At 66.9% G+C, this 22,584-nt stretch carries 20 protein-coding genes and 1 pseudogene; 14 read left to right on the forward strand and 7 right to left on the reverse strand.

Translation table 11 applies throughout. The annotated features are described in order from the left end of the window. The 7 genes and pseudogenes from N7333_RS19620 to fba all read left to right on the forward strand — a co-directional run. Positions 1-345 (forward strand): annotated as a pseudogene (locus N7333_RS19620) (C4-dicarboxylate ABC transporter); the annotation flags it as partial. A gap of 112 nt (positions 346-457) precedes the next feature. After that, the gene (gene tkt / locus N7333_RS19625; protein WP_004373075.1) at positions 458-2,458 is read left to right on the forward strand and encodes a transketolase; all 2,001 of its coding nucleotides are present in this window, start codon (positions 458-460) and stop codon (positions 2,456-2,458) included. Between the two features lie 125 nt (positions 2,459-2,583). Beyond that, positions 2,584-3,651, forward strand: a complete 1,068-nt coding sequence (gene epd, locus N7333_RS19630; RefSeq protein ID WP_096827590.1) for an erythrose-4-phosphate dehydrogenase — start codon at positions 2,584-2,586, stop codon at positions 3,649-3,651. Positions 3,652-3,655: 4 nt separating this feature from the next. Then, on the forward strand, positions 3,656-4,816 hold the full coding sequence (locus N7333_RS19635) for a phosphoglycerate kinase (protein WP_129481930.1): 1,161 nt from the start codon (positions 3,656-3,658) through the stop codon (positions 4,814-4,816). Between the two features lie 155 nt (positions 4,817-4,971). Further along, complete coding sequence (locus N7333_RS19640) at positions 4,972-5,157, forward strand: hypothetical protein (protein ID WP_041772788.1); 186 nt, start codon at positions 4,972-4,974, stop codon at positions 5,155-5,157. A gap of 27 nt (positions 5,158-5,184) precedes the next feature. Next, entirely contained in the window at positions 5,185-5,496 is a 312-nt protein-coding gene (locus N7333_RS19645) for an MliC family protein (RefSeq protein WP_177491059.1), read from the forward strand. Positions 5,497-5,593: 97 nt separating this feature from the next. Beyond that, positions 5,594-6,658, forward strand: coding sequence for a class II fructose-bisphosphate aldolase (fba, locus tag N7333_RS19650; RefSeq protein WP_004373068.1), 1,065 nt, complete (start codon positions 5,594-5,596; stop codon positions 6,656-6,658). Between the two features lie 78 nt (positions 6,659-6,736). On the opposite strand, the gene N7333_RS19655 is transcribed toward fba, so the two are convergent. Then, positions 6,737-7,420: a polysaccharide lyase family 7 protein gene (locus tag N7333_RS19655; RefSeq protein ID WP_129481928.1), complete on the reverse strand. Its 684-nt coding sequence runs from the start codon at positions 7,418-7,420 to the stop codon at positions 6,737-6,739. A 395-nt stretch (positions 7,421-7,815) separates the two neighbouring features. Between N7333_RS19655 and N7333_RS19660 the strand changes: the two genes are divergently transcribed. Genes N7333_RS19660 through N7333_RS19670 form a run of 3 tightly spaced genes read left to right on the forward strand, consistent with a single transcriptional unit; the run spans position 7,816 to position 9,953 of the window. Beyond that, the gene (locus tag N7333_RS19660; protein WP_129481927.1) at positions 7,816-8,295 is read left to right on the forward strand and encodes a hypothetical protein; all 480 of its coding nucleotides are present in this window, start codon (positions 7,816-7,818) and stop codon (positions 8,293-8,295) included. A 10-nt stretch (positions 8,296-8,305) separates the two neighbouring features. After that, the gene (locus tag N7333_RS19665; protein ID WP_129481926.1) at positions 8,306-9,406 is read left to right on the forward strand and encodes a PQQ-dependent sugar dehydrogenase; all 1,101 of its coding nucleotides are present in this window, start codon (positions 8,306-8,308) and stop codon (positions 9,404-9,406) included. 22 nt (positions 9,407-9,428) lie between these two features. Next, positions 9,429-9,953, forward strand: coding sequence for a M48 family metallopeptidase (locus N7333_RS19670; RefSeq protein ID WP_177491057.1), 525 nt, complete (start codon positions 9,429-9,431; stop codon positions 9,951-9,953). Positions 9,954-10,053: 100 nt separating this feature from the next. Here the strand turns inward: N7333_RS19670 and N7333_RS19675 are convergent, their stop codons facing one another. The 4 genes from N7333_RS19675 to yccS form a co-directional block, all read right to left on the reverse strand. After that, on the reverse strand, positions 10,054-10,287 hold the full coding sequence (locus N7333_RS19675) for a DUF2789 domain-containing protein (protein WP_004373057.1): 234 nt from the start codon (positions 10,285-10,287) through the stop codon (positions 10,054-10,056). Between the two features lie 62 nt (positions 10,288-10,349). Continuing rightward, entirely contained in the window at positions 10,350-10,832 is a 483-nt protein-coding gene (locus N7333_RS19680; RefSeq protein WP_096827585.1) for a transcription elongation factor GreAB, read from the reverse strand. 61 nt (positions 10,833-10,893) lie between these two features. Next, positions 10,894-12,699, reverse strand: a complete 1,806-nt coding sequence (locus tag N7333_RS19685) for a diguanylate cyclase (RefSeq protein ID WP_129481925.1) — start codon at positions 12,697-12,699, stop codon at positions 10,894-10,896. Between the two features lie 66 nt (positions 12,700-12,765). Further along, entirely contained in the window at positions 12,766-14,934 is a 2,169-nt protein-coding gene (gene yccS / locus N7333_RS19690; RefSeq protein WP_011920708.1) for a YccS family putative transporter, read from the reverse strand. Positions 14,935-15,168: 234 nt separating this feature from the next. On the opposite strand from yccS, the gene N7333_RS19695 reads away from it, so the two are divergent. From N7333_RS19695 to N7333_RS19710, 4 genes are all read left to right on the forward strand, one after another. After that, on the forward strand, positions 15,169-16,551 hold the full coding sequence (locus N7333_RS19695; protein ID WP_252576769.1) for a nodulation protein NfeD: 1,383 nt from the start codon (positions 15,169-15,171) through the stop codon (positions 16,549-16,551). After that, positions 16,551-17,300 (forward strand): slipin family protein, encoded by a 750-nt coding sequence (locus N7333_RS19700; RefSeq protein ID WP_004373048.1) that lies wholly within the window; start codon positions 16,551-16,553, stop codon positions 17,298-17,300. The genes N7333_RS19695 and N7333_RS19700 overlap by 1 nt, the downstream gene beginning before the upstream one ends. 107 nt (positions 17,301-17,407) lie before the next feature. Next, complete coding sequence (gene ald / locus N7333_RS19705; RefSeq protein WP_129481923.1) at positions 17,408-18,529, forward strand: alanine dehydrogenase; 1,122 nt, start codon at positions 17,408-17,410, stop codon at positions 18,527-18,529. Between the two features lie 253 nt (positions 18,530-18,782). Beyond that, entirely contained in the window at positions 18,783-19,418 is a 636-nt protein-coding gene (locus N7333_RS19710) for a protocatechuate 3,4-dioxygenase (RefSeq protein ID WP_096827581.1), read from the forward strand. A 7-nt stretch (positions 19,419-19,425) separates the two neighbouring features. On the opposite strand, the gene N7333_RS19715 is transcribed toward N7333_RS19710, so the two are convergent. Together N7333_RS19715 and N7333_RS19720 are read right to left on the reverse strand one after the other, a co-directional pair. Beyond that, a complete protein-coding gene (locus tag N7333_RS19715; protein WP_004373038.1) occupies positions 19,426-21,240 on the reverse strand; it encodes an SLC13 family permease in 1,815 nt (604 codons plus the stop codon). Positions 21,241-21,498: 258 nt separating this feature from the next. Continuing rightward, positions 21,499-22,584, reverse strand: a 1,086-nt coding sequence (locus N7333_RS19720) for an NAD(P)/FAD-dependent oxidoreductase (RefSeq protein WP_279859277.1), incomplete at its 5' end; no start/stop codon positions are given.

Genomic DNA, 22,584 nt, shown 5'->3' on the forward strand with positions numbered 1-22,584 from the left:
ATCGGCGGTCTGGCCTTGTGGGGCGCCGGGCTCTGGTGGCTGGTGATCGCCACGCTGTTCACCCGGCACTACATCCGCGACAACATGCCGTTCAACCTCGGCTGGTGGGGCTTCACCTTTCCGCTGGGGGTATTCACCCTGGCCACCTTCGAGCTGCAGGCGCTGACCGGTCTGGCCTTCTTCGCCTTCGTCGGCGTGCTGCTGACGGTGCAGCTGGCGGCTGTCTGGTCGCTGGTGCTGAGCCGGACCCTGGCCGGAGTCTGGCATGGCGAACTGTTCCAGGCGCCCTGTCTGGGCGGCCCGGGCAGCCCCGCTGTCGGCGTGCTGAGCGAGCAGGCGAGCTGATTCGCGACGATCTACGACCATCTGTCATTGCCCCGCGGGGGCCGGCTGGGCGAAAATGGCCGTCTTTTTCGCCCCCTTCATCAAGAAGCAGCCCCCGTAGGAGATTTGAGCGATGCCCAGCCGTCGTGAGCGAGCCAATGCCATTCGTGCCCTCAGCATGGATGCCGTGCAGAAAGCCAACAGCGGCCACCCGGGTGCCCCCATGGGCATGGCGGACATCGCCGAGGTGCTGTGGCGCGACTACCTCAAGCACAACCCGAGCAACCCGAATTTCGCCGATCGTGACCGCTTCGTGCTGTCCAACGGCCATGGTTCGATGCTGATCTACTCGCTGCTGCACCTGACCGGTTACGACCTGGGCATCGAGGATCTCAAGCAGTTCCGCCAGCTGCACAGCCGCACCCCGGGCCACCCGGAATACGGCTACACCCCGGGCGTGGAGACCACCACCGGTCCGCTCGGCCAGGGCATCGCCAACGCGGTCGGCTTCGCCATCGCCGAGAAGGTGCTGGGTGCGCAGTTCAACCGCGACGGCCACCAGATCGTCGATCACTTCACCTACGTGTTCCTCGGCGACGGCTGCATGATGGAAGGCATCAGCCATGAAGTCTGCTCGCTGGCCGGCACCCTGGGCCTGGGCAAGCTGATCGCCTTCTACGACGACAACGGCATCTCCATCGACGGCGAGGTCGAGGGCTGGTTCACCGACGACACGCCCAAGCGCTTCGAGTCCTACGGCTGGCAGGTGATCCGCAACGTCGACGGCCATGACGCCGACGAGATCAAGATGGCCATCGACACCGCGCGCAAGAGCGCGGACCAGCCGACCCTGATCTGCTGCAAGACCACCATCGGCTTCGGCTCGCCGAACAAGCAGGGCAAGGAAGAGTGCCACGGCGCGCCGCTGGGCAATGACGAAATCGCCCTGACCCGTGCGGCCCTGAACTGGAACCATGGCCCGTTCGAGATCCCGGCCGAGATCTACGCCGAGTGGGACGCCAAGGCTGCCGGTGCTGCCGCCGAAGCCGCCTGGAACGAAAAATTCGCCGCTTACGCCGCTGCGTTCCCCGAGCTGGCTGCCGAGTTCAAGCGCCGTATCGCTGGCGAGCTGCCGGCCGATTTCGCCGAGAAGGCCGCCGCCTATATCAAGGACGTCGCCGAGAAGGGCGAGACCATCGCCAGCCGCAAGGCCAGCCAGAACGCGCTGAACGCCTTCGGTCCGCTGCTGCCGGAGTTCCTCGGCGGCTCGGCCGACCTGGCCGGCTCCAACCTGACCCTGTGGAAGGGCTGCAAGGGCGTCACCGAAGAGGACGCTGCTGGCAACTACCTGTTCTACGGCGTGCGCGAATTCGGCATGAGCGCGATCATGAACGGCATCGCCCTGCACGGCGGCTTCGTGCCGTACGGCGCGACCTTCCTGATCTTCATGGAATACGCGCGCAACGCCGTGCGCATGTCGGCGCTGATGAAGCAGCGCGTGCTCTACGTGTTCACCCACGACTCCATCGGCCTCGGCGAAGACGGCCCGACCCACCAGCCGATCGAGCAGCTGGCCAGCCTGCGCGGCACGCCCAACCTCGACACCTGGCGTCCATGCGACGCGGTGGAATCGGCGGTAGCCTGGAAGCACGCCATCGAGCGCGCCGACGGCCCCAGCGCCCTGGTGTTCAGCCGCCAGAACCTGCCCCACCAGGCGCGCGACGCCCAGCAACTGGCCGACATCGCCCGTGGCGGCTACGTGCTCAAGGACTGCGCCGGCGAGCCGGAACTGATCCTGATCGCCACCGGTTCGGAAGTCGCCCTGGCCATGCAGGCTGCCGCCAAGCTGGACGAGCAGGGCCGCAAGGTGCGCGTGGTTTCCATGCCGTCGACCAGCGTGTTCGACGCCCAGGACGCCGCCTACAAGCAGGCCGTGCTGCCGCTGCAGGTCGGTGCGCGCATCGCCATCGAAGCCTCGCATGCCGACTACTGGTACAAGTACGTGGGCCTGGACGGCCGCATCATCGGCATGACCAGCTTCGGCGAGTCGGCCCCGGCCCCGGCGCTGTTCGAGCACTTCGGTTTCACCGTCGAGAACATCGTCGTTACCGCCGAAGAGCTGCTGGACGCCTGATGCCTTGTCGCCCCTCTCCCGCTTGCGGGAGGGGGCCGGGAAGAGGGTTGTGGCTGTCGGCGGCCCTCTCCCCAGCTCTCTCCCGTCAACGGGCGAGGGGTTGAACTCCGAACCTGCGAGACACCATGTCCAACCGTCCCTACCGCGTCGCCCTCAATGGCTATGGCCGCATCGGTCGCTGCGTGCTGCGCGCGCTGCACGAGCGCGGCGCCGGGGCGGGCCTGGAAATCGTCGCGCTGAACGACCTGGCCGATCAGGCCAGCATCGAATACCTGACCCGTTTCGACTCCACCCACGGGCGCTTTCCCGGTGAGGTGAAGGTGGACGGCGACTGTCTGCACATCAACGGCGACTGCGTGAAGGTGTTGCGCCAGCGCGAGCCCGAGGCCATCGACTGGGCGGCGCTGGATATCGATCTGCTGCTGGAATGCTCCGGCCAGTACGTCACGCGTGCCGAGGCGCAGCGTTTCATCGACGCCGGGGCGCCGCGTCTGTTGCTGTCGCAGCCCATGGCCAGCGAGGCGGATATCGACGCCACGGTGGTCTACGGGGTCAATCAGGCCTGCCTGAGCGGCCGCGAGCTGCTGGTGTCCAACGCCTCCTGCACCACCAACTGCAGCGTGCCGCTGTTGAAACTTCTCGACGAGTCGGTGGGTCTGGAATACGTCTCCATTACCACCATTCACTCGGCGATGAACGATCAACCGGTTATCGATGCCTACCACCACGAAGACCTGCGCCGTACGCGCTCGGCCTTCCAGTCGGTGATTCCGGTGTCCACCGGTCTGGCCCGCGGTATCGAGCGCCTGCTGCCGGAGCTGGCCGGGCGCGTCCAGGCCAAGGCCATACGCGTGCCGACGGTGAACGTGTCCTGCCTGGACATCACCCTGCAGACCGCGCGCGACACCAGTGCCGCCGAGATCAACAGCGTGTTGCGTCAGGCCGCCGAGGCCGGTCCGCTCAAGGGCCTGCTGGCCTATACCGAGCTGCCCCACGCCAGCTGCGACTTCAACCACGACCCGCACTCGGCCATCGTCGACGGCAGCCAGACCCGCGTGTCCGGCCCGCGCCTGGTCAACCTGCTGGCCTGGTTCGACAACGAGTGGGGCTTCGCCAACCGCATGCTCGATGTCGCCGAACATTTTCTCGCTGTATCCACTTCCTCCGTACAACCAGCCCCCGTGAAGGACTGATGCCATGACCGTTCTGAAGATGACCGACCTCGACCTCGCCGGTAAGCGCGTGCTGATCCGCGAAGACCTCAACGTCCCGGTGAAGGATGGCGTGGTCAAGAGCGATGCGCGCATCCTCGCCTCGCTGCCGACCATCAAGCTGGCGCTGGAAAAGGGCGCGGCGGTGCTGGTCTGCTCGCACCTCGGCCGTCCGGAAGAGGGCGTGTACAGCGAGGAAGACAGCCTGGCGCCGGTCGCCGCCTACCTGAGCAAGGCGCTCGGCCGCGAAGTGCCGCTGGTCAAGGACTACCTCGGCGGTGTCGAGGTCAAGGCCGGTGAGCTGGTGCTGCTGGAGAACGTGCGCTTCAACAAGGGCGAGAAGAAGAACAGCGATGAGCTGGCCCAGCAGTACGCGGCGCTGTGCGACGTGTTCGTGATGGACGCCTTCGGTACCGCCCACCGCGCCCAGGGCTCGACCCACGGCGTGGCCAAGTTCGCCAAAGTCGCGTGCGCCGGCCCGCTGCTGGCCGCCGAGCTGGAGGCCCTGGGCAAGGCCCTGGACAAGCCGGCGCGGCCGATGCTGGCGATCGTCGCCGGCTCCAAGGTGTCGACCAAGCTCGACGTGCTCAACTCCCTGGCCGATATCTGCGACTCGCTGATCGTCGGCGGCGGCATCGCCAACACCTTCCTCGCCGCGGCCGGACTGCCGGTCGGCAAGTCGCTGTACGAGGCCGACCTGGTCGACACTGCCCGCGCCATCGCCGCCAAGGTCAGCGTGCCGCTGCCGGTCGACGTGGTGGTGGCCAAGGCCTTCGCCGAGGACGCCGAAGCCACCGTCAAGTCGGTCAAGGACGTGGCTGACGACGACATGATCCTCGACATCGGCCCGCAGACCGCCAAGCAGTTCGCCGAGATGCTCAAGGCCTCGCAGACCATCCTGTGGAACGGCCCGGTCGGCGTGTTCGAGTTCGATCAGTTCGGCAATGGCACCAAGGCCCTGGCCCTGGCCATCGCGGAAAGCCCGGCGTTCTCCATTGCCGGCGGCGGCGACACTCTGGCGGCCATCGACAAATACGGCGTGAGCGAGCAGATTTCCTACATTTCCACCGGCGGCGGCGCCTTCCTCGAATTCGTCGAGGGCAAGGTGCTGCCGGCAGTCGAGGTGCTGGAGCAGCGCGCCAAGTAAGGCTCGGGCAATCGGCGATGCGCCATGCGCGCCAGAGAGAGGCGCTGGCCTTTCCAAGTGAGCGGCGCATCGCCAAGGGGTTTCACCCGCTGGATTAAACCCTGGCGTGATCGGATGGTCTGTACAGACTGGACCATCGCACAAGGAGTCATGTCATGGAAAAGTGGGTCGCTCTTGCAGTCATGGGTGTTTTGCTGGCCGGTTGCGCCAGCGGTGGACGGGAAGCTGCCTGCGAGGTGTTCAGCCCCGCGCAGATCGACACGCCGACCACTCAGGATGATCAGCGTGTCGAGCAAAGCAGTGGCGAACCCACTGGCCCGGCAGCGGAACAGCGTTGCTGACAAGGAGAGGCAATGATCGGAATCAGATTGGCGGGACTTTCCGCCCTGGCAGTGCTGCTCGCTGCGTGCAGCAGTCAGCCCGCGGTGCCGGATCACTGGAATCGCTGGGTATGCGACAGCCAGGCCGAGGTGCAGTGGCGCTTCGCCAATGGCGGCTACGATCAGGTTGACCTGCGCCTGGGGGGCGACGACATCGTCTATCGCCTGACCCAGGAGCCGGCCGCGTCCGGCGCGCTGTACAGCGATGGACGCCTGTCGTTTCACACCAAGGGCGAGGAAGGCCTGGTCTACTGGACCGCGACCGACGATCTGATCGGTCGCGGCTGCAAGGCGCAGTAGAGCAGCGGCTTTAGACTTACAGCGGTATTCAAGCTTGAACCGAGCCTGCCCCTGCGGCAGGCTTGTACATTAAACAACCCAGATTGGGAGCTTCACCATGGCACTTATCAGCATGCGCCAGATGCTCGACCACGCCGCCGAATTCGGCTACGGCGTGCCGGCCTTCAACGTCAACAACCTCGAGCAGATGCGCGCCATCATGGAAGCCGCCGACAAGACCGATTCGCCGGTCATCGTCCAGGCCTCCGCTGGTGCCCGCAAATACGCCGGTGCGCCTTTCCTGCGCCACCTGATCCTGGCTGCCATCGAAGAATTCCCGCATATCCCGGTGTGCATGCACCAGGACCACGGCACCAGCCCCGACGTGTGCCAGCGCTCCATCCAGCTGGGCTTTTCCTCGGTAATGATGGACGGCTCGCTCAAGGAAGACGGCAAGACCCCGGCCGACTACGACTACAACGTCCGCGTCACTCAGCAAACCGTAGCCTTCGCCCACGCCTGCGGCGTGTCGGTGGAAGGTGAGCTGGGCTGCCTGGGCAGCCTGGAAACCGGCATGGCCGGTGAAGAGGATGGCGTCGGCGCCGAAGGCGTGCTGGACCACAGCCAGCTGCTGACCGACCCGGAAGAGGCGGCGGCCTTCGTCAAGGCCACTCAGGTCGATGCCCTGGCGATCGCCATCGGCACCAGCCACGGCGCCTACAAGTTCACCAAGCCGCCAACCGGCGACGTGCTCTCCATCGAGCGCATCAAGGAAATCCACAAGCGCATCCCCAACACCCACCTGGTGATGCACGGCTCCAGCTCGGTGCCGCAGGACTGGCTGGCGATCATCAACGAGTACGGTGGCGACATCAAGGAAACCTACGGCGTGCCGGTCGAAGAGATCGTCGAAGGCATCAAGCACGGCGTGCGCAAGGTGAATATCGACACCGACCTGCGCCTGGCTTCCACCGGTGCCATCCGTCGCTTCCTCGAGCAGAACAAGGCTGAGTTCGATCCGCGCAAATACTTCGCCAAGACCATCGAAGCCATGCGTGACATCTGCATCGCCCGCTACGAAGCCTTCGGTACTGCCGGCAACGCCTCGAAGATCAAGCCGATCTCCCTGGAAGGCATGTACAAGCGCTACGCCAGTGGCGAGCTGGCCGCCAAGGTCAACTAAGCCAGGCGCGCTGCACGAAAAACGCCGCGGCTCCTCACGGAGCCGCGGCGTTTTTTTATGGCCTGCGCTCGGGCCGTGTTACTTCGCCGAGCCGAGCAGCGAGCGGTGCTCGATGCTGAGCTGATCGAAGCGCGCGGCGCCGGCTTCGGTTTCATAGCCGGTGTTGTCCTGGGTGTAGACCCCGGCCTTGAAGTACAGGGGCCTCGCCGCCCAGGTCGGGTCCATCCGCGCGCTCCAGTTGATGCTGTTGAGGCTGATGGCCAGGGTGCCATCGGGCTTCAGGTTGATCACGTAGCGAAACGGCTGGTTCAGGCGGATGCCGCTGGCCACGGTCACGGTCTGGATGGCGGCGTCCGGGCTCGGACGGACCTTGGCGACGATGTTGCCATCGGCGGTCTTGGTCTTGTACTGGTACTCCAGCTTGAGCAGCGGCTCGGAACTCTTCAGGGCGTGAATCTGGCCGATGACGATCTTGCCGGTGGACGGCACCTGGCTGACGCTCAGCGACGCCCGCAGAAAATGGTCCGCCTCCGGGTAGGTCCAGTTGCGCAGGCGGCCGTCGGCAAAGGTTTCGCGCAGTTCGGTGCGGGGATACTTGGCGCTCTCGGTCGTGGTGCCATTGACCGGTGCCCAGAAGAAGATCGCACCTTCCTTGGACTGAAAATAGTGATCCTGGTAGCCACCGGCCAGTACGCGTGTCTCGATGGTGGTGGCGGGTACGCCCACTGGAACGCTGAGATTCCACATGGCGAGTTCGATCATGATCAAAGCTCCTGAAAGACGGAAACTTCAGTCGATGGCACATCTCATCCAGGAGTCAGTAACGGCTTACTTGGCGTTCCAGCGGGTGACACACGCGAACTAGAAGGGTGAGCAGGACTGCCCGTGACAGCAGAGCGGAAGTGCTCTGCTGGCGCGCTTTATAACGGCAATTTCGGGCATTGCGTGAGCACCGTTCGTCGCATTATTGACGTCAATATATGGTCGCAAAAAAGAGCGGTTCCAATAGGGCGTCCAATTGCCCGCAAGCCGGCGGTAACTGCGCTTAACCGACGGCTGCGCAGCGGCAGGTAAAACCCTGTAAAACACCTGGGGGCATGGGGCTTGGCGGGCTGCGCCATAATCCTCGAACTGTCGTTTCGGGAATGCCGTCACCCATGTCCAGCAAGCCTCGCCTGTTGCTCGCCTTCGTTCTCGCCGTGCTGCTGGCTGCGCTGCTCGCCTCGATCTTCCAGACCCAGACCAACCTCGCCGCGCTGCAGGCGCTCGGCGCGCCGATGCCGCTGCAGGTGCGCGTCGGCACCACCTGCCTGGACCTGCTCGGCTTCGCCCCGGTCTTCGCCCTACTGGCTGCACTGGGCTTTCTCTTCGCGCTGCCGCTGGCGACCTGGTGCGCGCAGCGCCTGCCGCCGCTGCGCTGGATGATCTTTCTGCTGGCCGGTGCGCTGGCGATCTGGGTGGCGCTGGCGCTGGCCAACATGTTGGCGCCCATGCCAACGCTGATCGCAGCCAATCGCACCCTGATCGGCACACTTGGCCTCATGGCGAGTGGCAGTGCTGGTGCCTTGCTGTTCGCTCTTCTGGCGCGGCGGGTGCGTTATCTGACGCAGCCGACGTCCTCCGATTTACCCTCATAAGGCCCCTTCCATGTCCAGACTCATTCGTGCGCTGCTGGTTGGCGCCCTGCTCGCCAGCGTGCCTGCGCAGGCGCAGGCCTATCGCATCGAGACTTTCAGCGAAGGACTGGAACACCCCTGGTCGCTGGCCTTCCTGCCGGACGGGCGCATCCTGGTGACCGAGCGGGTCGGCCGCCTGCGTATCGTCGAAGCCGACGGCAGCCTGGACCCGGACCCGGTGGCCGGGCTGCCGGAGATCTTCGTCGCGGCGCAGGCCGGTCTGATGGAGGTGGCGCTCGACCCCGACTACGTCAGCAATCGCTGGCTCTACCTCAGCTACGCCCATGGCACGACGCAGGCCAACAACACACGTCTGGCCCGCGCCCGGCTGGTAGACGACGAATTGCGCGACTTCGAAGTGCTGTTCACCGCCCAGCCGCTCAAGGCCGGGGCTTCCCACTATGGCGGGCGTATCGCCTTTCTCGCCGACAAGACCCTGGTGCTGACCCTGGGCGATGGTTTCGACTGGCGCGAAGAGGCGCAGAACCCCGGCAACCACCTGGGCAAGATCGTTCGCCTCAATCGCGACGGCAGTGTGCCGGCGGACAACCCGCTGGTGGGGCAGACCGGCGCCGCGGCGGAAATCTACAGCCTCGGCCACCGCAATGTGCAGGGCATCGTCTTCGACGCCGAGGCCGGGCGCCTGTACAGCCACGAGCATGGCCCGCGCGGTGGCGACGAGCTGAATCTGATCGAGGCCGGCACCAATTACGGCTGGCCGTTGGCGACCTTCGGCATCGACTACACCGGCGCGCGGGTCAGCCCCTACACCGAGTTGCCGGGCCTGACCCAGCCCTTGCTGCACTGGACGCCTTCGGTGGCGCCCGCGAGCCTGACCCAGTACCGCGGCGCACTGTTCCCGGACTGGCAGGGCGACCTGTTCGCCGCCACCCTGGCCGAGCGCAGCGTGCGCCGCGTGCGCCTGCACGAGGGGATGCTGGCGGGCGAGGAGATTCTGTTCGAGGAGCTCGGCGAGCGCATCCGCGATGTGCGTGCAGGCCCGGATGGCGCGCTCTATCTGCTGACCGACAACGCCGATGGTCGTCTGCTGCGGGTGGTGCCCGGCGACTGAGCGGGCTGCGTCATCCGTTACACTGGAGGCCTTTGATGAGTTCGGATCGGTCGCGTTGAAATATCTCCAGGGTTATCCCGTCGCCTTGCAGCAACAGGTTCGCCAGCTGATCGCCGATGATCGACTGGGCGACTACCTGGCGCAGCGTTACCCCGGCCGCCACGAGGTGCAGAGCGACAAGGCGCTGTACGGCTATGTGATGGCGCTCAAGCAGGAGCATCTGAAGAACGCGCCGGCCATCGACAAGGTGCTCTACGACAACCGCCTCGACCTTACCCATCGGGCGCTGGGTCTGCACACGGCGATCTCGCGGGTGCAGGGCGGCAAGCTCAAGGCGAAGAAGGAAATCCGTGTCGCTTCGCTGTTTCGCGACGCGGCGCCGGCCTTCCTGCAGATGATCGTGGTGCACGAGCTGGCGCACCTGAAGGAGGCCGAACACAACAAGGCCTTCTACAAGCTCTGCGATCACATGCTGCCGGGCTATGCGCAGATCGAGTTCGACCTGCGCATGTACCTGACCTGGCGCGAGATGACGGGCTCGGCATGAAAGCGTGCAAGATCACCGGCACGACGCGACCGTAGGGTGCGCTAGGCGCACCACGGACATCGTCCTTTCACTCGAGGTGCGCACGGCGCACCCTGGATGCTCAGCCGTGCAGGCGCACGTTGAGCTGGTCGACCACCGGTGCCCAGTCGGCGTCTTCGAGAATTTCCTCGCGTAGCAGCGCGGCCTGCGCCGGCGTCCAGAACGGGGCCTCGGACAGCTTGCACGCGTCCGGCAGCGGCGAGTGGGTGCTGATGAAGGCGTTGATGCTGGCGGCATCGTCGGGCAATCCGAGTTGCTTGAACAGCGCGGGCAGGCTGTGGACGGGCGCTTCCATGGTGGGCTCTCCAAACGTGGGGTTCATGGTTAATTACCCAACCCTAGCTCAGATAGTTCCCTTCACTCGGCCGCCAGCACTTCGAATAGCTGCAGTCGCTTGCCCATCGGCAGATTGATTTCATCGCCGGGGCGTTTGCCCAGCAACAGGTGCCCCAGCGGAGCGGCATTGCCCAGCACCTGGATGCTGCGCCCGGCGTGCCGCAGCTTCATGCTGGCGCCCTGCGGGCCGAGAAACAGCCACTGTTCGTGGCCGTCCTCGCCGGCCAGCAGAACCAGCGCGCCCAGTTCGATGCCCTGCGCTTCGTCGAAGGGGCGCGGGCGCAGCTGGCGCCAGGTGATCAGCGTCTGGCGCAGCTCCTCCACCCGCCGCGCCTGGCCGCTGGCCAGATAGGCGGCCTCCAGGCCAAGGGTGTCGTACTTGTTCTCGGCGACGTTCTCTTCATGGGTGGCCGCTTCGTGGGCGCTCAGGGCGGCCAGGTTGGCCTGCTCGAGATCGGCCTGCAACTGGCTGAGCACGGCTTGCAACAACAGGGTCTTGTTCATGTGGCGGTTTCGCTTGCAAATGGCGCGGTTATCCCAGGCCGACGGGCGGCTGTCCAGCGCGTCAGTCCGGTTCGGCGGTGAGGTGCACGCGGTTGCGTCCGGTGGCCTTGGCTCGATACATCGCGGCGTCGGCCCGGCGGATCAGCGCGGTGGCGTCGTCCTCGCCGTGATAGAGGGCGATACCGATGCTCGCGCCCACGCGCACGGCCCGTTCTTCCAGATAGATGGGCGTGTCCAGCCCCTCCAGCACGCGCTTGGCCAGGTCGCGGGCGTCTGCGGCCGTTTGCACGTTCTCGCAGATCACCACGAACTCGTCGCCGCCCAGGCGCGCCGGCAGGTCGGCGTCGCGCAGGTAGTGCCTGAGGCGCCGGGCAACCTCGGCCAGCACCTGATCGCCGAAACCGTGACCGTACTGGTCGTTGACGGGTTTGAAGCCATCGAGGTCGATCAGCATCACCGCCAGCAGTTCGTTGCGCCGCTGACTGCGGGCGATGGCCTGTTCCAGGTGCTGCTGCAGCGCGGTGCGGTTGGCCAGGCCGGTCAGCGGGTCCTGCAGCGCCAGTTCGCTGAGGCGCTGGTTGGCCAGCTCCAGCGCCAGGGTCCGCTCGGTGACGCGTTTGGCGAGGATCTGCTCGTTGAGCTGCAGGGCGGCCTCGCGCTGGCGCTTGAGCTCGTTGAAGCGGGCCGCCAGGGCGAACGACAGCAGGATCATCTCCAGGCCCGAGCCGATCTGCATGGCGTACAGGGTGATGAAGTTCGACGGGATCAGGGCGAAGTTGCGCAATGCCAGCAGCACCGCGCCGCTCAGCAGCATCAGCCAGGCCAGGGCGAACAGACGCGCACCGGGCACCCGGTAGCCGACGCAGACGAAGCTGGTGAGCAGCAGCGTCAGGGTAACGATCAGGCCGGTCAGCGACATGGTCTGCAGGGCCGTCTGCACCGGCAGGAGCAGGGTGGCGAGCACGGCCAGCAGGGTGGCGCCGCACAGTACCTGCAGCACCCGGTCCCAGCGCGGCAGCCACTGCCGGGTATCCAGGAAACTGCGCGCGAACACCACGGCGAGCAGCGCCGCCAGGGTCAGGCTGACCGGCAGCATGCGATTGCTCCAGGGCGCGGCATGCGGCCACAGGTATTGTGCACCGAGGCCGTTGAGCGACAGCACGCTGACGGCGAAGGCGAACATGAACAGCACGTAGTTGAGGAAGGGGCGTTCGCGCAGGGCAAGAAACAGCAGCAGGTTGTACAGCCCCAGGGCGGTCAGCACCCCGCAATACAGGGCATGCACCAGGTAGCCCTTCTGACTGTGCTGCTCGAAAGCGTGGGCCGACATCAGCTCACCGCTCAGGGTCATGCTGCCGCGCGAGTCGGCGCGCAGGTAGAGGGTGCGTTGCTCGCCCGGTCGCAGGACGATCTCGAACACCGGGTTGCGATGGCCGACGCTGCGCTGAGCGTAGGGCACGGTATCGCCGCTGCGCGATTCGCGCACGCCGTCGGCGCCCACGTCGTACAGCCGTACCTCGTCCAGTGAGGCGTAGTTCAGTTCGAGGCGCCAGGAGAGCGTTGCGGCCGCGCTGGACTGCAGCGGCAGGCGCAGCCAGACCACGCCCGGCACGTAGCCGAAGCTGAGGTCGCGGCGCTCGCTGGAGGGGCGAAACGGGGCGTTGGCGCGGCTGACGTCGAGCAGCGACAGGTCGGCCTGTGGATCGTCGAGAAAATCCACCAGCCCGTGCAGATTCCGCGGTGGCGTGGTCTCGTCCAGCATCAGGCCAGCCCAGGCCTGCGGGCCGGCCAGCAGCAGACAGAGCGCCAGCAGCAGGCTCGGCAGCGAGACCGGCAAGGTGCGCGACGAAGATGGGCTGGCGGACATGGCGGTGCCTGGGTGATAGGCCTGCTCGAATACTCGCAGAAAGCTTTGTCGGCCTGCTAGTGCCCCTCAGCCGTCCTTGTGCAGATGGGCGCCGAGGGTGCGCAGCGGCGCCAGTTGCCGGCAGATCAGCGCCAGTTGGGTCTGCACCAGGCGCTGGCGTTCATCGGCGTCGTCGGCGATCTGCTCCAGGGCCTGGGCCAGTTCCTGCTCTTCGTCGCTGTGAATCGCCAGCGGGCGTTCGCCGCGCAGGCCCGCGGCGATCTCGTCGAGGCTGGCGGCGAGGTGCTCGGCCTGTTCCAGCAACTGCGCCTGGACGGCCTGCGGCAGCTGTTCGCCACGGTGCGCGCCGAGTGCGGAGAGGTAGCTGAGCAGGGTGTGCGACAGCACCAGAAAGCGAAAGCCCAGATCGGCGTCCTTACGGAAGTGCCCCGGTTCCATCAGCATGTTGCCGAGCGTGGTGGATAGCGCCGCGTCGGCATTGTGGGCATTGCGCCGGGCCAGGCGATAACCGAGGTCGTCGCGTTTGCCGTGGGCGTACTGGGCGATGATCTGGCGCAGGTAGGCGCTGTTGCAGCTCAGGGTGTTCGCCAACATGCGCCCCAGGCGCCGGCCCTGCCAGTCCGGCAGGATCAGGAACACCGCCAGGCCGGCGATCAGGCCGCCGAGCAGGGTATCGATCAGGCGTGGCAGGAACAGGCCGTAGCCATCGCCGATCTGGTTGAAGCAGAACAGCACCAGCAGGGTGATCGCCGCGGTGGCCAGGGTGTAGCGGGTGGCGCGGGTGGCGAAGAAGGCCACCCCGGCGACCACGGCGAACAGCGCCTGGATGCGCGGATCGGGGAACAGGTCGAACAGCGCCCAGCCGATTCCCAGGCCGAGCAGGGTGCCGAGAATGCGCTGCACCAGCTTCAGGCGCGTGGCGCCGTAGTTCGGCTGGCAGACGAACAGGGTGGTCAGCAGGATCCAGTAGCCCTGGGTCGGGTGGATCAGGTGCAGCAGGCCATAACCCGCAGCCAGGGCGATGGACAGGCGCAGCGCATGGCGAAACAGCAGCGAGGTGGGCGTCAGCTGCTGGCCGATGCGCTCGATGACCTCGCGCAGCGAATGCGGTTCGCGATCCAGCAGGCTGCTGTCCTGTTCCTCGGCCAGGGCGTCGGGGTTGCTGGCGTTGCCGAGCAGCTGGTCGAGCGTGGCCAGGTTGCCGGCCAGCGCGCCCAGCGAGCGCAGCAGGCGGCGCCAGGCCGGGTTGCTCTGCAGATGCAGGTGGTCGAGGGAGGCGTGCAGATCTTCCAGGGCCTGACTGCACAGCTCGCGGTATTCGAACGGCTGGCGCAGCTCGATGGCGGTGGCCAGCCGCTGACAGGCCTCGCCATGCAGGCGCAGCAGGCGCTGGCAACGAAACAGCACGTCGCTGTGGAAGAAGGCTTCGGCCAGTTCGTTGTAGGGGTAGTGCGAGGAGCTGGCGCGCTCGTGGATGTCCTGGGCGAGGAAGTACAGCTTCAGGTAGCGATTGACCTTGGGCGCCGGGCGGGCGCCCCCGACCCGGTGCAGGATGATTTCCTTGGCCGCGTTGAGGGCCGACACCACCCGTCCGTTCTGCTGCGCCAGCTCCAGGCGGCGCTGCTCCACGTCCAGCTGGCGCAGTGGCTCGAACAGCGCCGCCTTGAGCTTGAGGTACTTGCCCAGTTCGCGAAACAGCCGGGCCAGGGCGAGCTGCACCGGCTGGTGGGCGAACAGCGCGTGCCAGATCACCGACAGCAGGCCGTACCAGGCGGCGCCGGCTACCAGCAGCAGCGGCTCCAGCCACAGACCGGCAACGCCGCCGCGCTGTTCCAGGCCGATCATGCTGTACACGGCGAGGATCAGCGTGCCCGAGCCGAGGGTGGCGAAGCGCTCGCCGAGCGCGCCGAGCATGGTCAGGCAGAAGGCGGAACAGGCCAGGGCAACGACGAACAGCCAGGGGTAGGGAAAGAGGAACTCCACCGCATAGGCCGCCGCACTGAAGCACACCAGGGTCACCAGCACGGTGCCCAGGCGGCCCTGCCAGCTGTCGTCGGTCTCGGTCAGGGCGCTGGCGATGATGCCGAGAAACAGCGGAATCAGCCCGTGCACCCAACCCTGCCACCAGCACAGCGCCAAGGCTCCGGCCAGGGCGATGAATACCCGCAGGCTGGCGCTGAACTTGTCCAGCGCCCAGAGGCGGCGCAGCGTTTGGCTGAGGTGAGGGCGAGGCATGGGTGACCTGGGCGGAAAAGATGTGAGCAGCCTACCGGAACTGGCCTGCCGCTGGGTATCCGTCTGCGAGCCCTGGCGGCGGTTCGCGACCTCGGCGCCAGCACCGCTGCCCTTACATGCCCTGTAGCACATCCGTCCGCGCGGGCGCGGGAGCCCCTGGGGGCGTGGACTATGCTCAGAAAGGGACCGCCGCCACGGGTTCGGTATCAATGCGGTTCCCGGGAGTCGAACGTGTTGCCTGGCTGGTTGCGTCTGTGTCTGTGTGCCCTGATCCTCTGCGCATCGGGGGGGGTGAGTGCGGCGCCGGGGGCGGTGGTGCAGTTGCAGGTGGACGGCGTGATCGGCCCGGCCAGCGCCGACTATCTGGTGCGCGGCCTGGCCAAGGCGGTGGACGAGGGCGCGCAGCTGGTGGTGATCGAGATCGACACCCCCGGCGGGCTGGATACCGCCATGCGCGCCATCATCAAGGCGATTCTCGCCAGCCCCATCCCGGTGGCCAGCTACGTCGCGCCCGGTGGCGCGCGGGCGGCCAGCGCCGGTACCTACATCCTCTATGCCAGTCATGTCGCGGCCATGACGCCGGGCACCAACCTCGGCGCCGCCACACCGGTGGCCATCGGCATGCCGGGAGCGCCGAGCCAGCCCGAGGGGGATGACAAGGCCGAGAAGGACAAGGCCACGCAAGGCGATAAGGGGACGGGCGATGCCATGACCGCCAAGCAGGTCAACGACGCCGCCGCCTATATCCGCGGCCTGGCCAACATGCGCGGGCGCAATGCCGAGTGGGCCGAGCAGGCTGTGCGCGAGGCCGTCAGCCTGTCCGCCGAGGAGGCGCTGGAGCAGAAGGTGATCGACTACCTGGCCAGGGACACGGCCGATCTGCTGCGCCAGCTCGATGGCAAGACCCTGCAGGCCGCGGGCGTCGAGCGGACCCTGGCCACTGCCGGCGCGCCGCTGATCAGCCACGCGCCGGACTGGCGCACCCGGCTGCTGGCCGTGATCACCAACCCCAGCGTGGCGCTGATCCTGATGATGATCGGCGTCTATGGCCTGTTCTTCGAATTCTCCAATCCCGGCAGCGGCGTCGGTGGCGTGCTCGGCGGCATCAGCCTGGTACTCGCCCTCTATGCCCTGCAACTGCTGCCGGTGAACTACGCCGGGGTGGCGCTGATCCTGCTCGGCATCGCCTTCATCACCGCCGAGGCCTTCCTGCCCAGCTTCGGCGTGCTCGGCATCGGCGGGGTGGTGGCCTTCGTCTTCGGTGGGCTGATCCTGATCGACACCGACGTGCCGGGCTTCGGCATCCCGCTGGCGCTGATCATCACCCTGGCGCTGGTCAGCGCCGCGCTGATCCTGGCCATCGTCGGCATGGCGCTCAGGGCCAGGCGACGTCAGCAGGTGGCCGGTGACAGCGGTCTGGTCGGCAGCCTGGTGGCCATCGCCGCGGTGCGTGAGGACGATCCACGCGCCGGTTGGGTGGCACTGCAGGGCGAACGCTGGCAGGTGCAGGGCGCTGCGCCGCTGCAGCCCGGGCAGCAGGTACGAGTCACCGCGCGCGAGGGCGTGCATCTACAGGTCAGCGCGGTGGATGAGCCGCCGCCCCGAGGAGGTAACTGATGGGTTTCGAATTGAGTTTTCTGTCACTGGCAATCATCGTCCTGGCCCTGCTCGCCTCGGCGTTTCGCATCCTGCGCGAATACGAGCGCGGCGTGGTGTTCCAGCTCGGCCGCTTCTGGCGGGTCAAGGGGCCGGGGCTGATCCTGGTCATCCCCGGTCTGCAGCAGATGGTGCGGGTGGACCTGCGTACCCTGGTGCTGGACGTGCCGACCCAGGACGTGATTTCTCGCGACAACGTCTCGGTCAAGGTCAATGCGGTGGTCTATTACCGCGTGCTCGACCCGCAGCGGGCGATCATCCAGGTCGAGGATTACCACTCGGCCACCAGTCAGCTGGCACAGACCACCCTGCGCGCCGTGCTCGGCAAACACGAGCTGGACGACATGCTCGCCGAGCGCGAGCGGCTCAACGTGGACATCCAGCAGGTGCTCGACGCGCAGACCGATGCCTGGGGCATCAAGGTGGCGAACGTCGAGATCAAGCACGTCGACCTGGATGAGTCGATGGTGCGCGCCATCGCCAGGCAGGCCGAGGCCGAGCGCGAGCGGCGGGCCAAGGTGATTCACGCCGAAGGCGAACTGCAGGCCGCAGAGAAGCTCATGCAGGCCGCCGAGATCCTCGGCCGGCAGAGCGGCGCCATGCAGCTGCGCTACATGCAGACCCTGGGCAGCATCGCCAGTGACAAGAGCTCGACCATCGTCTTCCCGCTGCCGGTGGAGCTGTTGCAGGGAATAGCCGAGAAGAAGTAGCTGCGGCGCAGGGCTATCCCCTGAAAATGGTGATGAAAACGGATGGCTGACTGCCAGGTCTTTCCTAGACTTCGATAAGGCAACGCACCCTTCCAGCGGAGGTCGTTATGCGCATCGGCGTACCCAAGGAAATCAAGAATCACGAATACCGCGTCGGCCTCACCCCGCAGTCAGTGGCCGAACTTGCCGCGCTGGGTCATGAGGTCTGGGTGGAGACCCTGGCCGGCGCTGCCATCGGTTTTGCCGACCAGGATTACCGCGAGGCGGGTGCGCAGATCGCCGCGAGCGCGGGCGAGGTGTTCCAGCAGGCGCAGTTGATCGTCAAGGTCAAGGAGCCGCTGGCGGTGGAGCGCGCCAAGCTGCGCCCGCATCACACCCTGTTCACCTACCTGCACCTGGCTCCGGATCGAGCGCAGACTGAAGAGCTGATGGCCGGCGGTGCCACCTGTATCGCCTACGAGACGGTGACCGACGCCCAGGGGCGCCTGCCGTTGCTGGCCCCCATGTCCGAGGTGGCCGGGCGCATGTCGATCCAGGCCGGTGCCAGCTGCCTGGAAAAGGCCCGTGGCGGCCGCGGGGTATTGCTGGGCGGCGTGCCCGGTGTGGCGCCAGGCAAGGTGGTGATCCTTGGCGGCGGCGTGGTTGGCAGCCATGCCCTGGCGATGGCCGTGGGCCTGGGGGCGGATGTCACGGTGCTGGACAAGAGCGTCGATGCCCTGCGCCGGCTCGATTCGCTGTACGGCAGCCGCATCACCACCCTCTATTCGACCCGCGCCGCGGTGCGTGAGCAGGTGCTGGCGGCCGATCTGGTGATCGGCGGGGTGCTGATCCCCGGCGCCGCCGCGCCCAAGCTGATCACGGCGGAAATGGTGCGGCAGATGAAGGCCGGCGCGGTGCTGGTGGACGTGGCCATTGACCAGGGCGGTTGCGCCGAAACCTCGCGTGCCACCACCCACGCCGAGCCGACCTACGTGGTCGACGAGGTGGTGCACTACTGTGTGGCCAACATGCCCGGCGCGGTGGCGCGCACCTCGACCCTGGCGCTGAACAACGCCACCCTGCCGTTCGTCATAGCGCTGGCGCAGAAGGGCACGCGCCGGGCCCTGGAGGAGGATGCGCACCTGCTGGCGGGGCTCAACGTGGCCAAGGGCGTGATCACCTGCGGCAGCGTGGCCGAGGCTCACGGTTTGCCGTTCCAGTCGGCGGCCGGGGTGCTGGAGCATCTGTAGCGGCCTGGCGGCGGTTTGTCGCTGCGCACCGATTAGGGCGATGCTGGTGGGCAGGATGCATCTCGAGCGTTGGTGCGCACGGCGCACCCTACGGGCGCCGATCCGTAGGGTGCGCTGCGCGCACCACCTGCGCGAACGGTGGTAAATGGGGCGGCCGCAGCCGTTCGGGCAGCGGCTGATTGCGAGACAGCGCCACCGGGTCTGGCCACGCTGGCCGCTTCGAAGGCGAACCCGCGCCGTGGAGGAAAGCACCATGTCCAGCCGTCGCCATCTTCTGCTCGCCGCCGGCGGCGCCCTGCTGGCCAGCCCTTCGCTGGTGCTGGCCGAGCGCCTGCTGACGCCGCGGCAGACGCTGGGCCCCTTCTACCCCGACCAACTGCCGCTCGATAGCGACAACGATCTGGTGCAGGTCGAAGGCCGGGCCGAGGAGGCGCGCGGCATTCGCGTGCAGTTGCACGGCTCGATCCTCGATGCCGGCGGTCGGCCGCTGGCCGGGGCGCTGGTGGAAATCTGGCAGGTCGATGCCAACGGCATCTATCTGCACAGCCGTGGCGGCGATCGCCAGCGGCTCGACCCCGGTTTTCAGGGCTATGGCCGCTTCGTCACGGCGGCGGACGGTCGTTATGGCTTTCGCACCATTCGCCCGGTGTCCTATCCCGGACGTACCCCGCATATCCACCTGGCGGTGACCCTGCCCGGCATGCCGCGCTTCGCCACCCAGTGCTATATCCGCGGCGAGCCGGGCAACCAGCGCGACGGTCTGCTCAACGCCATCCGCGATCCACGCCTGCGCGAACTGCTGATCGTGCCTTTCGTGCCGGTGAGCGGGCAGGTCAACCAGCAGATTGCCCGCTTCGATGTGGTCCTCGGCGTCACCCCGGCCTCATGACGATGGACTACAGCGGCCAGACCCAGAGCAGCAGCGGCACGCTGACCAGCACCACGAGAATCTCCATCGGCAGGCCGAGGCGCCAGTAGTCGCCGAAACGGAAGCCGCCGGGGCTGAGGATCAGGGTGTTGTTCTGGTGGCCGATGGGGGTGAGGAAGGAGCACGAGGCGCCGATGGCCACCGCCATCAGCAGCGAGTCGGGGCTGACGCCGAGCTGGCTGGCGGCGCTGAGGGCAATGGGGCACATCACCGCGGCGGTGGCGGCGTTGTTCATGAAATCCGACAGGGTCATGGTCACCACCAGCAGCAGGGTCAGGGTGACGATGGCATTGCCCTGGGCCAGATGCTCCATCAGCACGCGCGCCAGCAGATCGGCGGCGCCAGTTTCCGACATGGCGCCGGCCACCGGGATCAGCGCGCCGAGCAGCACGATCACCGGCCAGTCGACCGCTTCGTACACCGCGCGCAGCGGGATCAGGCGCAGCAGCATGTAGGCCAGCACCCCGGCGGAGAAGGCTACCGCGGCCGAGAGCAGGCCGAAGGCAGCCGTGGCGATGGCCAGCAGCATCACGCCCAGGGCCAGATTGGCCTGGCGTGGATCGGGAATGTTGATGGCGCGGGCGGCCAGCGGCACGCAGCCGTAGTCGCTGGCGAACTCGCTGACGTCCTCGGCGCTGCCCTGCATCAGCAGCACATCGCCGCTCTGGATCAGGGTCGAACGCAGGCGTTTGATCGAGCGGTGGCTCTGTCTGGAGATGGCCAGCAGGCTGATGGAGTAACGGCTGCGCAAGCGCGTGCTGCTGGCGGAGCGGCCGATCAGCGGCGAGTCGGGTTTGACCAGCAGCTCCAGCAGGCCGCGCTCCTCGCTGTTGGCTTCCTTCTTCTCGGTTTCGCCGCCGTTGTCCTTGCGCTGCTGCTCGGCTTCCTTGGCCTCGCGTTCGGCCTCCAGCAGCAGGTCGAGCTGGCCCAGCACCTCACCCAGTTCCTGCGGATCGGCCTCGATCACCAGTACGTCGTCGGCCTGCAGCACGCGGCGCGGGTTGGGCGCGCTCAGGCGCAGCTTGTTGCGTACCATGGCCACCACCTGGGCGTCGGCCTCGTCGAGCAACTGCTCGATCTCGCGCAGGGTCTTGCCCTGGGCCTTGCCGCCTTCCTTGACGCGCGCCTCGGTGAGGTAGCGGCCGGTATCGAAGCTGGCGGCGTTGCCCACTTCGCGTCTGGGTACCAGGCGCCAGCCGAGCAGGGTGATGAACAGCACGCCGGCCAGCGCCACCGCCACGCCCACCGGGCTGAAATCGAACATGGCGAACGGGCCATTGCCATGCTGCGCGCGGAAGCTGGAGACGATCAGGTTGGGCGGCGTGCCGATCAGCGTGGTCATGCCGCCGAGGATGGTGCCGAAGGCCAGCGGCATCAGCACCCGGCCGGGTGGCAATTCCAGGCGCGCGGCAATCTGCAGGGCGATGGGCATCAGCAGGGCGAGCGCCCCGACGTTGTTCATGAAGGCCGAGAGCAGGGCGCCGAGACCGGTCAGCGCCGCGAGCGACAGCAGCACGCCGGCGCCGCTGGGCAGCAGGCGCTGGGCCAGGCGGTTGACCGCGCCGGTGCTCTGCAGGCCGTGACTGAGCACCAGCACGCAGGCCACGGTGATCACCGCCGGGTGACCGAAGCCGGTGAAGGCCTCCTCCTCCTTCACCAGACCGGCGATCACGCAGGCCAGCAGGGCGCCCAGGGCGACCACGTCGTGACGCCAGCGGCCCCAGATGAACAGCCCCATGCTGGCGACGAGAATGGCGAAGATCAGGCCTTGGTCGAGGGTCATGGCGCGGAACTGTCCTTGTGCGAGGCGCGAAAGATGCCGGTTGTGCGTGGCCGGCGAGCCTGGGCATTGGTGCGCACGGCGCACCCTACGACACCCGCCGTATTCAGCAGACTTTGCGCCGCGCAGGCAGTTCCCCGAGCAGAATGGCGAGGATCGAGGCAGGGCGCACCGGACGCTTGGTAATCCGTTGCTCGCCAGGCGGCGATGGCGGCACTGGTGCGCGCGGCGCACCCTAGGCGCCAGGCCGTGTTGGATGCCTCAGACGTACTGCGCGGCGGCGTAGCCCGAGGCCCAGGCCCACTGGAAGTTGAAGCCGCCGAGGTGGCCGGTGACGTCCAGCACCTCGCCGATGAAGTACAGCCCCGGCACCTTGAGCGATTCCAGGGTCTTGGACGACACCTCGCGGGTGTCCACTCCGCCCAGGGTCACTTCGGCGGTGCGGTAGCCCTCGGTGCCGGCCGGTACCAGTTGCCAGTCGGACAAGCGCTCGGCAATCGCCTTGAGTTCGCCCGGGGTGTACTGCTTCAGCGGCTTGTTGGCGAACCAGCTGTCCACCAGCAGGGCCGCCATCTTCTTGGTGAAGAGCTCGGCCAGCAGGGTTTTCAGCTCGCTGTTGCCGCGCTCGCGCTGCTGCGTCGCCAGCCACTCGGGCAGGTCGATATGCGGCAGCAGGTCGATGTGCAGGGTGTCGCCCGGCTGCCAGTAGGAGGAGATCTTCAGGATCGCCGGGCCGGACAGGCCGCGGTGGGTGAACAGGATGTTCTCCTTGAAGCTCTGGCCATTGCAGCTCACCAGGCAGTCTTCCACCGAGGTCCCGGACAGCTCCGTGCACAGCGTCTTGAGCTGCGGATCGGTAAGGGTGAAAGGCACCAGCCCGGCACGGGTCGGCAGCACCTCGTGGCCGAACTGCCTGGCCACCTGATAACCGAAGCCGGTGGCGCCCAAGGTGGGAATGGACAGCCCGCCGCAGGCGATCACCAGCGACTGGCAGGTGACCTCGCCGAGATCGGTCTGCAGCAGGAAACCCCCTTCGGTTCTGGCGATGGCGTGCACCGCGGTGTTCAGGCGAATCTCCGCGCCGGCATCGCTGCACTCGGCCAGCAGCAGTTCGAGTATGTCGCTGGACTTGTTGTCGCAGAACAGCTGGCCGAGTTTCTTCTCGTGGTAGGGCACGCCGTGCTTGGCCACCAGGCCGATGAAATCCCACTGGGTGAAGCGCGCCAGGGCGGATTTGCAGAAGTGCGGGTTCTGCGAGAGAAAGTTGCCCGGCTCGCAATACATATTGGTGAAATTGCAGCGCCCGCCGCCGGACATGAGGATCTTCTTGCCGGCCTTGTTGGCGTG

Origin of the sequence: Pseudomonas sp. GD04158 (assembly GCF_029834875.1) — a bacterium.
In the GTDB taxonomy this organism is placed as follows: domain Bacteria; phylum Pseudomonadota; class Gammaproteobacteria; order Pseudomonadales; family Pseudomonadaceae; genus Aquipseudomonas; species Aquipseudomonas hydrolytica.